Raw genomic sequence first — 13,728 nt, 5'->3', positions numbered from 1 at the left:
ATACGGTTTTCCGCACGGCAACGGTGGCTATGCGGAAAACCGTATCCGAAGGAGTTGCTATATATACGGTTTTCCGCACGGGTTTCGTCGATGTGCGGGAAACCGTATTTGGGGCGCGGCTCGGAATGGAGCCACGGTGGGGCAGGGGCACCCGCAATGGAACTGGGCGGAGCCGGATCGGCCGGATCAACCGAACACGCGGGCGAGCCAGCGGCTCAGCAGGTCGGGCCAGATCTGCACGCACTCCTCGGGCGGCACGTCGTCGACCGCGGTCTCCTCGGTGCCCAGGCTCAGCCCGTGCGGTCCGGAGGGGAAGAGGTGCGCTTCGATCGGCACACCGGCGCGGCGTGCGGCGGCGATCAGCGCCAGCGTGTTCTCGACCGGCACAAGCTGGTCGGTGACCGTGTGCCACACGAAGATCGGCGGCATGTCGGCGGTGACGTGCCGTTCCAGGGACACGGCCTCGAGCATCGCCGCATCGTTGCGCCGCTCGCCCAGCAGTGCGTCGAAGCTGCCGCGGTGCGCGTATTCGCCCGAGGAAATGACCGGATAGGACAGAATCAGCGCGTTCGGACGGATATCGGCGGCCTCGAATCCGTGTTCGCGCGGCAGGACGCCGTTCCACTGGGTGGCCAGGTGGGTGGCGAGATGCCCGCCCGCGGAGAAGCCCATGACGGCGATGCGCTCCGGGTCGACTCCCAATTCGTCGGCGTGCGCGCGGATGAGGCGCATCGCCTCCGCGGCCTCGACCAGCGCCACGGGATAGCGCGAGGGCGCGCAGGAGTAGCGCAGCACGAAGGCGTGGTATCCCATGGCGAGCACCTTGAGCGCGATCGGCTCGGCCTCGCGGTCCGAGGTCATCTCGTATCCGCCGCCGGGCAGGATGAGCACCGCCGGCCGGGCGGGGGCTGGTTCCCGCCATGAGGGCCGGTCGATGACATATCCGGTGAGCTCGGCCTCGGTGCCGTCGATGCCTGCGATGGTGCGGATGGGGATGTGCATGGGTGCCTTTCGTCATTGAATGAGTTGCGTGTCTCCGTGATACGTGCCGCCGTGGACGTGCTGTCCGATGCGGGGCCGCGGCACGGTCATGAAGTCGCTTTCGGCCGGGCGTTGCATGCGCGCCCTGCATGGAGTGGCGTGCCTCGCGTCCTGGCGCATCGCATGATTTCGCCGGTTGGCATGCTGTGTGCGGCACTCCTTGGATTTCGATGACGTTCGGTATGTGTGAGGGCTCACATGCCATATCGCGACACGCCGGCCCGTGCCATCCTGTTAGGGTTCACAGTCCAGCAAAATCAGCATTCCCGTCATTGCAGTGCAGTAAGCGCTTGCGTAATGCAACATAAGCGCTTACTATTACGGGTGTGCAGTGATGCACAATGCAGTATCCCCTACAAGGAGGCAGAGGAGAATGAACAAACAATATGTGCGCAAGGGCTTGGCTCTGACCGCCGGCGTCGCGATGGTGGCCGGTCTGGCCGCCTGCGGCGGCGAGAGCAAGACCACCAGCGAACCCGAAAAGAAGGTCGACTGCTCCGCCTATGAGGTCTACGGAGACCTGAGCGGCAAGACCATCACCACCTACACCCCGTGGATCGATCAGGAAGGCGACGCCACCGTCCAGGCCTTCAGCGAGTTCGAGCAGTGCACCGGCGCCACCGTCGAGCACGAGGGCTCCCGCGATATGATCAACCAGCTGCCCGTGCGCGTCAAGGCCGGCTCGGCCCCCGACCTCGCGATGGTCGCCCAGCCCGGCTGGATCTCGACGATGGTCGACACCGGCAAGGCCGTGCAGCCCTCCGCCGAGGCCGAGGCCAATGTCGACAAGTATTTCTCCGAGGACTGGAAGAACTATGCCTCCGTCGACGGCGAACTGTGGGCCGTGCCGATGGACGCCGCGGCCAAGTCCTTCATCTGGTATTCCCCGAAGGCCTTCGAGGAGAACGGCTACGAAGTCCCGAAGACCTGGGATGAGATGATGGACCTCACCGAGAAGATCGCCAAGGACAACGCGGGCACGGATGTCAGGCCGTGGACCGTGGGCGTCGAGGACGGCGGCGGCACCGGCTGGCCGGCCACCGACTGGCTCGAGGACGCCGTGCTGCGCTTCGCCGGCGGCGACGTCTACGACAAGTGGATCAGCCACGAGATCCCGTTCAATGATCCGGCCATCCTCGATGCCTTCGAGAAGATCGGCGAGATCCTCAAGAACAACGACTATGTCAACGGCGGCTACGGCGACTTCCAGTCCATCGCCACGACCGCCTGGCCCGACGCCGGCATGTCGATCGTCGAGGGCACCGGCTTCATGATGCGCATGGCCGCCTTCTACCAGTCCAACTACACCGCGATCGATGACTCGATCGAGCTGTCCGAAACCGGCGACGCCTGGCTCTTCCAGATGCCCGGCAAGACCGAGGACGAGAAGGCCATGACCGGCGGCGGCGACTTCGCGATCGCCTTCTCCGATCGCCCCGAGGTGCTCGCCTTCCAGGCGTGGCTGGCCTCCCCGGAGTACGCCAACGCCCGCGCCGCGGCCCTGCCCGGATGGATCACCGCGAACAACGGTCTGGACGAGTCCCTGCTCAAGGCCGTCGACAAGGTCGCCTACGAGGCGCTGGTCGATCCGAACACGACCTTCCGCTTCGACGCCTCCGACGCGATGCCCGCCGAGATCGGCGCCACCACCTTCGCCAAGCAGATGACCGAGTACTTCGCCCAGGACAAGTCCGAGAAGGAAGTCCTCGACGCCATCGAGGAAGCCTGGGCCAAGATCTGACCTTGAGGGCATGAGGTGACGCAGGGCTGACCGTCGGCCGGCCCCGCCCGTCCCTCCGATCCAAGCCACGGCGCCATCGCAACCGATGGGCTCATAAGTGCGCCAAGACCACTTCGATGAGCTTGGCGCACTTTTTCATACCCTTTTTCCATCGCAATACACCGCAAGGAGGCGGTCATATGGATTTCCTATTGCATCCTGAGACCACCGGCGACAAACTGTTGGCCATGGTGGCGGCCATCCTGCTGTTCGTCGCGGTAGTCGCAATCATCCTCTTCATCACCAACCTTCCCAAGCGCATGCCCTCGTGGGGCGTCGCGATCATGTTCCTTGCCCCGGCGGTGCTGCTGATGGGCTTCGGACTGGTCTACCCCGCCATCGTCACGATCAAGGACTCCTTCTTCGGGCGCACCGGTTCCGAACCCGTCGGCTTCGCCAACTACGTGACGATCTTCTCCGACCCGCAGTTCCTGCGCGTGCTGCTCAACACCGTGCTGTGGACCGTGCTCGTGCCCGTGTGCGCCACCGTCATCGGCATGGTCTACGCGGTGCTCGTGGACCGCACCCGCTTCGAGAAATTCGCCAAGGCGCTCGTCTTCCTGCCGATGGCGATCTCCATGGTCGGCGCCTCGATCATCTGGAAGTTCGTCTACGACCAGCGCGTCGGCCTGCTCTCCGCCCTCTACGAAGGCGTCGCCAAGCTCTTCGGCCAGGACGTCACCGCCCCGCAGTGGCTGCTCAACTCTCCCGGCAACACCTTCCTGCTCATCTTCGTGATGATCTGGGTGCAGGCCGGCTACTGCATGACCGTGCTTTCGGCGGCCATCAAGGCCATTCCGGACGATGTGATCGAGGCGGCGCGCATCGACGGCGTCAACGCGCGGCAGATGTTCTTCCACGTCACGATCCCGATGATCCGGCCCACCATCGTCGTGGTGCTGACCACCGTGGCCATGGGCGGCCTCAAGGCCTTCGACATCGTGCGCACGATGACCGCCGGCAACTACAACACCTCCGTGATCGCGAACGAGTTCTACACCCAGTCGTTCAACAACCAGAACCAGGGCCTCGGCGCCGCGCTCGCCGTGCTCATGTTCGTGATCATCATCCCCGTGATCGTGTTCAACATCGTTCAGATGAGAAAGTCGCAGGACGTGAGATGAGCAAGGAAAAGACCAGGAAACTCACGCGGCAGGAAAAGGCCCTGATCCGCACCAAGAACAAGATCTCCTCCCCGATCGCCTCGGCGATCTCCATCGTCATCGCGGTGGTGTGGACCGTGCCGACCATCGGCCTGCTGGTCACCAGCTTCCGCGACAACCGCCGCGCGCTGTCGAAGACCGGCTGGTGGGAGTCCTTCCTGCCGGCCAACTGGGGCGACTTCGGCATCGGCAACTACGAATCCGTGCTCACCGGCGGCTATAACCTCAGCGCCTACTTCGTCAACTCCTTCGTCATCACAATCCCCGGCGTGCTCATCCCGATCACGCTGGCGCTGCTGGCGGCCTACGCCTTCGCCTGGTGCGATTTCAAAGGCAAGAACATCCTGTTCGTGTTCATCTTCGCGCTGCAGGTCGTGCCGATCCAGGTGACGATGGTGCCGCTGCTGAGCCAATACGTCAACTGGGGCCTCAACAACACCTTCTGGGTGCTGTGGCTGTCCCACACGATGTTCGGCCTGCCGCTGGCCATCTTCCTGCTGCACAACTTCATGGTCGAGATCCCGCGCGAGCTGGTCGAGGCCGCCCGCGTCGACGGCGCCGGCCATGTGCAGGTCTTCCTCAAGGTGATCCTGCCGCTGATGACCCCGGCCATCGCCTCCTTCGGCATCTTCCAGTTCCTGTGGGTGTGGAACGACCTTCTGGTGGCGCTCGGCTTCGCCGGCAACACCCCGGCCACCGCCCCGCTGACCTCGCGCCTGTCCGATATGGTCGGCTCCCGCGGCTCGGCGTGGTATCTGCTGGCCCCCGGCGCGTTCATCGCGATGCTGGTGCCCGTGGCGGTGTTCGTGTTCCTGCAGCGCTACTTCGTGCGCGGCATGCTCGCCGGCGCCGTGAAGGGATGATCCGATGATCGACAACCGATTCAAGGCGGTGCTCTTCGATCTGGACGGCGTGCTCACGCCCACCCTGATCCTGCACAAGGCCGCCTGGAAGCAGCTTTTCGACGAGGCGCTGCCCGCCGATGTGGCGCCATACACCGAGCGGGACTACCTGACCTATGTGGATGGCAAGCCGCGCTATGACGGAGTGGCGGCGCTGCTGGAAAGCCGCGGCATCGAACTGCCGTGGGGAGACCGCGAGGACGGGCCGGACGAGCAGACCGTGTGCGGCCTCGGCAACCGCAAGAACCTCGAGTTCGAGCGGCTGCTCGCCGAGCAGGGCATCGAGCCCTACGCCGACGCCGTCGACGTGGTCCGCCACCTGCGGGCGGCGGATATCGCCACGGCCGTGGTCTCGAGCTCCCGCAATGCCCGCGAGGTGCTTGAGGTCGCCGGCATCATCCAATACTTCGACACCATCGTCGACGGCAATGTGCGCGCCGAACAGGGACTCAAGGGCAAGCCCGCCCCTGACACCTATGCCTATGGCGCGCAATTGCTCGGCGTGCCGGTCGAGCAGGCCGTGGTCGTCGAGGACGCGCTCTCCGGCGTCGCGGCCGGACATGCCGGTGGCTTCGGACTGGTCGTCGGCGTCGACCGGGGCGTCGGCCGTCAGGCGCTGCTGGACAATGGCGCGGATGTCGTCGTCGACGAACTCGTCGAGCTCGTCGGCGGCGGGTCCTCCGACGACTGCCGCAAGGCCGGGGCCGGCGTCGGTTCCCAGGGCTTCGCCGATCCGCTCGAACCGGAGCGGTATCCGATCGACCCCTGGACGCTGACCGAGGTCGGCGCGCCCACCGCCACCTCCGGCACGCTGTTCTCCGTGGCCAACGGCAATGTGGGGCTGCGCGGCGAGGCCGGAGTCGAACGCAACTTCGGCAATGGCACCGTGCTCGGCGGCTTCCACGAGACCTTCCATATCAAGCACGCCGAGCTCGCCTATGGCTTCGCCAGGATCGGCCAGGTCATCCAGGAGGTGCCCGACGCCACCGATTTCCATATCACGGTTGACGGCGTGGCCCTTGGGGAGCCCGAGGAGGAATCTCAGTCGTTGGACATGCGCGCCGGCACGGCCAGCGTGCGCCAGGTGCGGCGCGACGGCAACGGCCGCCTGGTCGAGGTGACCGTCACCCGCATGGCCGCGTTGTTCCGCCCCGACCTTGTGCTGTCCTCGCTGACCGTCCGCCCGCTTGAGCTTGGCGGCGAGGGCGCGGCCGAGATCGTGGTGTCGGCGCCGCTCAACGACCATGCGCGCGCCATCGTCGATTCCGACGATCCACGCAAGGCCAACACCGCGGTGGGCGGCGGCCTCGAGGAGGTCGCGCTTGGCGAGACCGCCGGTGCCGAGGGGCGTGAGGTCCGCGCCTGGCGTTGCGTCAATTCGCGCCTGGCCATGGCCCTTGGCGTCGCCCAGTTGGTCGACGGAGCCGAGGCGACGGGCTCGCAATGGTCCGCCCGCGTCGGGGCCGATGGCGCGATGTGCGTCGAACGTATCGTGTCCTATCAGACCTATCCGATCGATCCCAAGGGCGTGAACGACGGGCTGGTCGTCAACGGCGAGCAGGACCCGGCGCCGCTGGCCGAACGTTGCGCGTCCGGATTGGCCGAGGCGCTGGCCGAGGGGCCGGAGGCGTTGCGCCGGGCGCAGCGCGCATGGCTCGATGACTACTGGCATCGCAGCGATATCGAGGTGTCGGCCGAGTCCGGCGCCGGCGATGGCGTTGCCAGCGGCGCGGTCGACGGCGCCCGCATCCAGCAGACGATCCACTGGGAGCTGTTCCAGCTGGCGCAGGCCACCGCGCAGACCCGCAACGGCGTGCCCGCCAAGGGACTGAGCGGCTCGGGATATTCCGGACACTACTTCTGGGACACCGAGGCCTTCGTCGTGCCGTTCCTGACCTACACCGAGCCCGACAAGGCCCGGCTGGCGCTCGGATACCGTCACCGGATGCTCGAAGCGGCGCGCAAGCGTGCATGCGCGATGAACCTCGCCGGCGTGCTCTATCCGTGGCGCACGATCAACGGCGAGGAAGCGGGAGCGTATTTCCCCGCCGGCAGCGCGCAATACCACATCGACGCGGACGTGGCCTATGCCACGGCGCAATACGCCTCGGTTTCCGGCGACCTCGACTTCCTCGCCGCGCAGGGCGTCGATATCCTCGTCGAAACGGCGCGCATGTGGGCCGACCTCGGCTATCACGGCGCCGACGGCGCGTTCCATATCGACGATGTGACCGGACCGGATGAATACACCGCCATCGTGGACGACAATATGTACACGAACGTCATGGCGGCCTTCAACCTCGAATCGGCGGTGACGGCGCTGCGCACGCTCGACGAGCGCGACCCCGAGGCCGCGCAGGCCGCGCGCGCACGGCTCAACGTGCGCCCCGGCGAGGAGGAGGCGTGGGCGGCCGCGGCGGCGGCGATGTGCATCCCCTTCGACGAGGGACGCGGCATCCACAAGCAGGACGCCCGGTTCCTCGAGAAGGAGGTCTGGGACTTCGAGCACGACACGGCGCGCCCGCTGCTGCTGCACTACCATCCGCTCAACATCTACCGCAAGCAGGTGCTGAAGCAGACGGATGTGGTGCTGGCGCTCTACACGCGCAGCGAACTGTTCGACGCGGCGGTGAAGAAGGCCGATTTCGACTATTACGATCCGCTGACCACCGGCGACTCCACGCTGTCGGCGGCCTCGCAGTCGATTCTCGCCGCCGAAGTCGGATATGCGGACAAGGCGATGGATTACTTCCTGCAATCGCTGTTCACCGACATCGCCGACCTGCACCACAACACCTCCGACGGCGTGCATCTGGCGTCGGCCGGCGGCGTGTGGATGACGCTGGTGGCCGGCTTCGGCGGCCTGCGCGACTCCGGTCACGCGCCGTCGCTCTCCCCGCGTCTTCCCGATGGGTGGAAGTCGATGAGCTTCCATCTGACCGTGGGCGGCAGCCTGCTCAAGGTGATCGTCGACCACACCGGCGTGGACGTGCGCCGCATCGAAGGCGGGCCGGTGTCGCTGATCGTCGAGGGCGAGACGGTCACGGTGTGAACCGTGCCGTGCCAATGCCAGGTCCCGTCGGCAGCCTCCGCCGGCGGGACCTTCCCATGCGCGGGAATATCGGGGGACAATTCGGGGCGGCGCAAAGCACGCCCCGGAATGCGGTCGCGCGCAGGTCGGACCGCCGGCTGGGTCCATTCAGGCTCGCGGCTGGGTCGACTCTCGGTCGATGAGACGGGTGGCGAAAACCGTGTTCTCGGGTTGCGTGTGCCCTTCGAGCGCGTCCAGCAGCATCTGCGCGGCGCGCGCTCCCTGTTCGTGCACAGGCTGGGCCACCGTGGACAGCCCGAGGGTCTCGGACAACGTGTGCCCGTCGATGCCGATGACCGACACATCGCGGCCGACCTCGAGACCCATCTCCCGCACCGCGCGCATCGCGCCGAAGGCCATTTCGTCGGAGGCGACGAAGACGCCGGTCATATCCGGTCGGCGAGTCATCAGCCGCAGCATCGCCTGATATCCGCCCTCGGCCGTCATCATGGTCACCTGTTCGTCCAGGTCGTCCGAATGCGGCAGACCCGCGGTCAGCAGCGCGTTGGTCCAGCCGTTGCGCCGCCGCTGGGTCGGCTTGTTCGCGTTCTTGCCGGGCATGTCGTCGACGCTGGAGATGTGGCCGATCACCGTGTGCCCCAGCTCGATGAGGTGCGCGCAGGCCTTCTCCGCCGCCTCTTCGTCGTCGATGCCCACATAGGGGAAGCCCGGCTGCATCGTCGAGAGAAACACGGCCGGCATATCCAGGGACCGCAGCTGCTCGCTTTCCTCGAGGTTGAGATAGATCGAGGCGGCGATCACCGCATCGACGCGACCGCGCAACACATTGATATCGATGGGTGCTCGCGGGCCCTTGAAATCGGGCAGCGAATAGACCAGCACGTCGAAGTCGTTGTCGCGCAGCGTCGACTCGGCGCCTTCGAGGGCCGTGGAGAAGAACCAGCGCGAGATATCGGGCATGATCATCGCGATCGTACCGGTGTGCCCGGAGGCCAGCGTCGAGGCGCTGTGGGAGGGGATATAACCCAACCGGTCGGCGATGTCGATGATATGGCGGCGCGTTTTCTCGCCCACGCCCGGCTTGCCGCGCAGGGCGCGCGAGACCGAAGCCGTCGACACGCCGGCGGCCTTCGCCACATCATCAATGCTTACCAACACACGATAAATTATGCCAAAAGGTCTGTTCGTTTCAAAGGAGAGGCAATATGGAAAACGCTTACGTTTCGCGGGCTCGCGGCGGTCGCATGGCGGTGTTCGGGGATTCCTACAGCGCCGGCGCCACCGATGCGCGCGGCAACTCCGACGGACCGGTTATGCCCGTGGAGAAACGATGGTGGCGCTACGTCGCCGAAGCACTGGGCCATGGGTTGGGTGACGTCGACTGCTATGCGCGCAATGGCGCGGGTTTCGGCGGCATGGAACCTGGCAACACCTTCGCGGCGCAGCTGGCGGTCGCTCCGCGCGGCGATGACGTGACGACCGTGCTGTTGGCCGGCGGTCGCAACGACGGGCATCCGGGCTGGCAGCGCGGCGATGTGCGTGCGCTGTGCGGCGCCTGGCTCGACGAAGCGGCCGCGAAGTTCCCGGCCGCGCGGATCATCGTCATCCCGTTCCTCTGGGACTGCGGTTTGTGGCGGATGAACGCCGATCATTGCCGCAACCGCCGCGCCATGCTCGACGCATTGGCCTCCTGGGCGCATCCCGAACGTTTGATTGTGGTGCCGGGGGCTTGGCAGTGGTTGTGGGGTGTGCGCGAGGCCTACGGCTGCTACCTGCATCCCAATGAGCTCGGGCATCGGCTGCTGGGCGCGCATGCGGTTTCCGCGCTGCGCGGCGGCGGCATCGAGTCCGACCGAGCATGGCGTGTGCCGGTGGATGAACCGTGGGGCTGCGGCGAAAGCGTGTTCCGTTTTTCCGGCGGCTGCGCGGCGTGGGAGCTCGATGTGGCGTTGCGCGGCGAGACGGCGCTCTCCAGCGGGGCCACGCTGGGTTGCCCGGTCGCGGCGCCCGATTGGATGGACCTGCCCGAGGCATGGGGCGAGGTGCTGGCGATCGGCTCGGACGGGGGAGTGCTGCCCGTGGTCGGTCTGGTTGGCGTCGTGGCCGCGCAGGCCGACGCCACCGGCGATCCGGACGCCAATCCACGCAAAACCGCCGGCGGTCTGCGCGTGGTCAACCGCGGCGTCGGCGAGCTGCATCTGCCGGCCGGCGCGCGGCTGCGCATGCGCACGACTCCGATCCCGTTGATGGGTTGATGGCGTTGCGAGCCCGGTACGTTTCTGAGCAGCCCAACGAGGGGTGTGCGCAGAAACGTACGCTTAGCGGTTGCAGGAGTACGATTCTGCGCAGCCGGTTCATGGGACTGCTCATATTCGTACGCCTGGAAGTCGTCAGCGTACGTTTGTGGGCAGGGTGTTCGTTAGGATGCGCAAAAACGTACTCAGGGAGCGGGGCGGGGCACTGTCCCGGAGCTGCGAGGTTAGAGTAACCGGTATGAGGATGTGGGTGACGAGGGCGCGCGACGACGACTCGGGGCTGGAACTGGCGCTGAGCGAGGTGCCGGTGGGTGGAGCGAGGTCGCTGTTTGGGGTGCCGGCCATCACCGTGCGCGACGAGGCACGATACCAGACCATCGACGGCTTTGGAGCGTCGATCACGCAGGCCACCGCATATCTATGGAGCCAGCATCTGACCGAAAACCGCCGCGCCGCGCTGCTCACGGACCTCTTTGACCCAGCGAATGGCATCGGGCTGACGCTGCTGCGACAGCCGGTCGGCCCCAGTGACCATGTGACCCATCCGTATTCCTTCCTGAGACGGCTGCCGGACCCGCGCCTGAAATCCCTGGACTTCTCATATGAGGAGCGCGAGATTCTGCCCATGGTGACCGCTGCGCGCGACACGGCGTTCGCCGGCGGGCGGGACCTGCGCGTCATCGCCAGCGCGTGGAGCGCGCCGTGGTGGATGAAGACGAATCTGCATACGCTCGGCGTGCGCCCCTGGCTGCGGGTGCCCGGCCACCTGCGCCGGCGTGCCTATGGACCGTATGCCGAATATCTCGCGCGCTTCGCCGAGACCTACGAGCGGCACGGTGTGCCCGTGTTCGGCATCACGCCGGTGAACGAACCGGATAACGCGCAGTCGCTGTGGCCGAGCATGGCGATGAGCCCTGCGGAACAGGCCGCGTTCATCGCGCGTTATCTGCGGCCGGCGCTGGACCGGCACGGCCTGAAGGATACGCGGATCATGTGCTGGGACCACAACTATTCGACCGGCCGGCATCCCAAGGGCGCGTTCGTGCGCGAGCTCTACGCCGACCGCGCGGCGCTCGCGGCCTGCGATGGCTCGGCGTGGCATTATTACGGCGGCTCGGCGCGCACGATGAGCGAGATCCACGAGGTTTGGCCCGACAAAGGGATATGGGTGACCGAGGCGTCAGGCGGCGACTGGGGCCCGCGCAACTGGCGCGGCGCGCTGATGGGCATGGCGCGGCGCACGATCGCGATGCTGAACAACTGGGCGCAGGCCGTGCTCTACTGGAACGTCGCGCTCGACACCGAGGGCGGGCCGGACCATTATTACCTGAAGAACCAGCGGCGGCATTCGCAGAACCGTGGGCTCGTCACCGTTGACCGCGGCACGCGCAACTATATAACGAACGCCGATTATTACGCCATCGGCCATGTGTCGCGTTTCGTGCCGCCGGGTTCGGTGCGCGTTGGACTCGACCTGCCCCGGCTCAACGGGCTTCATGCGGTTGCCTTCGTTAGACCAGACGGCCGCCAAGTGCTTGTCGCGCTCAACGAGCAGCCGGTCGCACGCCGTTTCGCGCTCGCGGGGCATCTCGTCGAGTTGCCGGCAAGCTCCCTATCTACGTTGGTGTGGTGAGGGAGAAACGTCGAACTGACCGACGCGTTGCGCCTACTGCCAATATCCACCATGACAGTATTCTTGGAAGAATGAGTCCAGAAGCGTTGAGTGAACTGATTTCCCGTATTGCACATGAGTTGGTCGCCGCCGGCAAAGCCGGCGATTTGACCGACGATCTGATTCCGCCGGTCGAGAAGCTGGCCGTGATGCGCCCGAAGGATCGCGCGCACGGCGACTGGGCGTCCAATATCGCCATGCAGCTGGCCAAGAAGGCCGGCATGAAGCCGCGCGATCTGGCCGAGCTGTTCGCCGCCGACCTCGCCGCCGATTCGGGCATCAGCACCGTCGAGGTGGCCGGCCCCGGCTTCATCAATATCACGCTTGATTCCGCCTCCGCCGCGGCCATCGTCGACACGGTGCTCGAACAGGGCGCCTCCTTCGGACGCAACGACCACCTGGGCGGCGAAACCCTCAACCTCGAGTTCGTCTCCGCCAATCCGACCGGTCCGATCCATATCGGCGGCACGCGTTGGGCGGCCGTCGGCGATTCGATGGCGCGCGTGCTTGAGGCCAACGGCGCCAAGGTCGTGCGCGAATACTATTTCAACGACCACGGCGAGCAGATCAACCGCTTCGCCAAGTCGCTGGTCGCCGCGTGGGCCGCTGCCAACGACCTCGGCGATGCCGGATACAACACCATCACCCCCGGCGACGGATACAAGGGCGCGTATATCAATGAGATCGCCGCGCGGGTCGAGGCCGAGGCGAAGGCCGACGGCGTGGATTTGAAGGCCCTGGCGCACGAGGACGGCGGCCTGGACGACGAGGGCCTGCCGAAGGGCGAGAACGACACCGAGCTGCGCGAGGAGTTCCGCAAGCGCGCCGTGCCGATGATGTTCGACGAGATCCAGGCCTCGATGAAGGGCTTCCGCGTCCATTTCGACGTGTGGTTCCATGAGAACAGCCTGTATGAGGACGGCAAGGTGGCCCGCGCCATCGAGGAGCTGCGCTCGCGCGGCGATATCTTCGAGAAGGACGGCGCCACGTGGTTCCGTTCCACCGAGCACGGCGATGACAAGGACCGCGTCATCATCAAGTCGAACGGCGAATACGCCTACTTCGCCGCCGACATCGCCTACTACTGGGACAAGCGCCATCGCGCCGAGAACCCGGCCGACGTGGCGATCTACATGCTCGGTGCCGACCACCACGGCTATATCGGCCGCATGATGGCCATGTGCGCGGCCTTCGGCGACAAGCCGGGCGAGAACATGCAGATCCTCATCGGCCAGCTCGTCAACGTGATGAAGGACGGCAAGGCCGTGCGCATGTCGAAGCGCGCCGGCAACGTCGTCACCATCGACGATCTGGTCGAGGCGACCAGCGTGGACGCCGCCCGCTATTCGCTGGCCCGCACCGACTACAACTCGCCGGTCGACATCGACCTGAACCTGCTGGCCTCGCACACCAACGAGAATCCGGTGTATTACGTGCAGTACGCCCACGCGCGCTCCTGCGCGGTGGACCGCAACGCGGCCGCTGCCTCGATCGAGGCCTCCGCCGCCGATCTGAAGTTGCTCGACACCGAGGCCGATGGCGAGGTGCTCGCCGCGCTCGCCCAGTGGCCCGCCGTGCTGCGCGAGGCTGGCGACAAGCGTGCCCCGCACCGCGTCGCGCATTATCTCGAGGATCTGGCCGCCGCCTATCACAAGTGGTACAACGTCGAGCGCGTCGTGCCGATGGCGCTGACCGAGCCCGAGGCCCGTGGCGAGGAGGAGGCCGTCAAGGCCCTCGAAATCGCCAAGAACCCGGAGCCGGCCCGTGCCGCCGCGCGTCTGAAGCTCAACGACGCCGTGCGCGTGGTCATCGCCGCCGGGCTCGACCTGCTCGGCGTCGCCGCTCCTGAGAAGATGTGAGCCG

Annotated in this window: 9 protein-coding genes; 7 read left to right on the top strand and 2 right to left on the bottom strand. The window is 66.2% G+C overall.

Annotation, left to right across the window (positions count from 1 at the left end; translation table 11 throughout):
* Nucleotides 1–186: 186 nt before the first annotated feature.
* A complete protein-coding gene (locus AC1AUD_RS08115; RefSeq protein WP_476573815.1) occupies nt 187–1,002 on the bottom strand; it encodes an alpha/beta hydrolase in 816 nt (271 codons plus the stop codon).
* Between the two features lie 412 nt (nt 1,003–1,414).
* On the opposite strand from AC1AUD_RS08115, the gene AC1AUD_RS08110 reads away from it, so the two are divergent.
* From AC1AUD_RS08110 to AC1AUD_RS08095, 4 genes are all read left to right on the top strand, one after another.
* The gene (locus tag AC1AUD_RS08110; protein ID WP_476573813.1) at nt 1,415–2,782 is read left to right on the top strand and encodes an ABC transporter substrate-binding protein; all 1,368 of its coding nucleotides are present in this window, start codon (nt 1,415–1,417) and stop codon (nt 2,780–2,782) included.
* A gap of 179 nt (nt 2,783–2,961) precedes the next feature.
* On the top strand, nt 2,962–3,945 hold the full coding sequence (locus tag AC1AUD_RS08105; protein ID WP_476573811.1) for a carbohydrate ABC transporter permease: 984 nt from the start codon (nt 2,962–2,964) through the stop codon (nt 3,943–3,945).
* Entirely contained in the window at nt 3,942–4,847 is a 906-nt protein-coding gene (locus AC1AUD_RS08100; RefSeq protein WP_476573809.1) for a carbohydrate ABC transporter permease, read from the top strand. The genes AC1AUD_RS08105 and AC1AUD_RS08100 overlap by 4 nt, the downstream gene beginning before the upstream one ends.
* A gap of 4 nt (nt 4,848–4,851) precedes the next feature.
* The gene (locus AC1AUD_RS08095; RefSeq protein WP_476573808.1) at nt 4,852–7,938 is read left to right on the top strand and encodes an HAD-IA family hydrolase; all 3,087 of its coding nucleotides are present in this window, start codon (nt 4,852–4,854) and stop codon (nt 7,936–7,938) included.
* A gap of 147 nt (nt 7,939–8,085) precedes the next feature.
* Here the strand turns inward: AC1AUD_RS08095 and AC1AUD_RS08090 are convergent, their stop codons facing one another.
* Entirely contained in the window at nt 8,086–9,096 is a 1,011-nt protein-coding gene (locus tag AC1AUD_RS08090) for a LacI family DNA-binding transcriptional regulator (protein WP_476573807.1), read from the bottom strand.
* Nucleotides 9,097–9,143: 47 nt separating this feature from the next.
* Here AC1AUD_RS08090 and AC1AUD_RS08085 point away from each other — a divergent pair, with 47 nt between their 5' ends.
* The 3 genes from AC1AUD_RS08085 (at nt 9,144) to argS (ending at nt 13,724) form a co-directional block, all read left to right on the top strand.
* The gene (locus AC1AUD_RS08085; RefSeq protein ID WP_476573806.1) at nt 9,144–10,193 is read left to right on the top strand and encodes an SGNH/GDSL hydrolase family protein; all 1,050 of its coding nucleotides are present in this window, start codon (nt 9,144–9,146) and stop codon (nt 10,191–10,193) included.
* Nucleotides 10,194–10,431: 238 nt separating this feature from the next.
* On the top strand, nt 10,432–11,826 hold the full coding sequence (locus tag AC1AUD_RS08080; protein WP_476573805.1) for a glycoside hydrolase family 30 protein: 1,395 nt from the start codon (nt 10,432–10,434) through the stop codon (nt 11,824–11,826).
* Nucleotides 11,827–11,897: 71 nt separating this feature from the next.
* Nucleotides 11,898–13,724 carry an arginine--tRNA ligase gene (gene argS, locus AC1AUD_RS08075; protein WP_476573804.1) on the top strand — a complete coding sequence of 609 codons (1,827 nt, stop codon included), beginning with the start codon at nt 11,898–11,900 and terminating at the stop codon, nt 13,722–13,724.
* Nucleotides 13,725–13,728 lie beyond the last annotated feature (4 nt).

The sequence above is a fragment of the Bifidobacterium sp. LH_730 genome, assembly GCF_056355835.1.
The sequence above is the reverse complement of the archived record's forward strand: the minus strand, read 5'-3'. Positions and strand labels throughout refer to the sequence as shown.

Coding starts and splice junctions, on each gene's coding strand:
- AC1AUD_RS08115 (WP_476573815.1), bottom strand. CDS start 1,002: ATGCACATCCCCATCCGCACCATCGCAGGCATCGACGGCACCGAGGCC.
- AC1AUD_RS08110 (WP_476573813.1), top strand. CDS start 1,415: ATGAACAAACAATATGTGCGCAAGGGCTTGGCTCTGACCGCCGGCGTC.
- AC1AUD_RS08105 (WP_476573811.1), top strand. CDS start 2,962: ATGGATTTCCTATTGCATCCTGAGACCACCGGCGACAAACTGTTGGCC.
- AC1AUD_RS08100 (WP_476573809.1), top strand. CDS start 3,942: ATGAGCAAGGAAAAGACCAGGAAACTCACGCGGCAGGAAAAGGCCCTG.
- AC1AUD_RS08095 (WP_476573808.1), top strand. CDS start 4,852: ATGATCGACAACCGATTCAAGGCGGTGCTCTTCGATCTGGACGGCGTG.
- AC1AUD_RS08085 (WP_476573806.1), top strand. CDS start 9,144: ATGGAAAACGCTTACGTTTCGCGGGCTCGCGGCGGTCGCATGGCGGTG.
- AC1AUD_RS08080 (WP_476573805.1), top strand. CDS start 10,432: ATGAGGATGTGGGTGACGAGGGCGCGCGACGACGACTCGGGGCTGGAA.
- argS (WP_476573804.1), top strand. CDS start 11,898: ATGAGTCCAGAAGCGTTGAGTGAACTGATTTCCCGTATTGCACATGAG.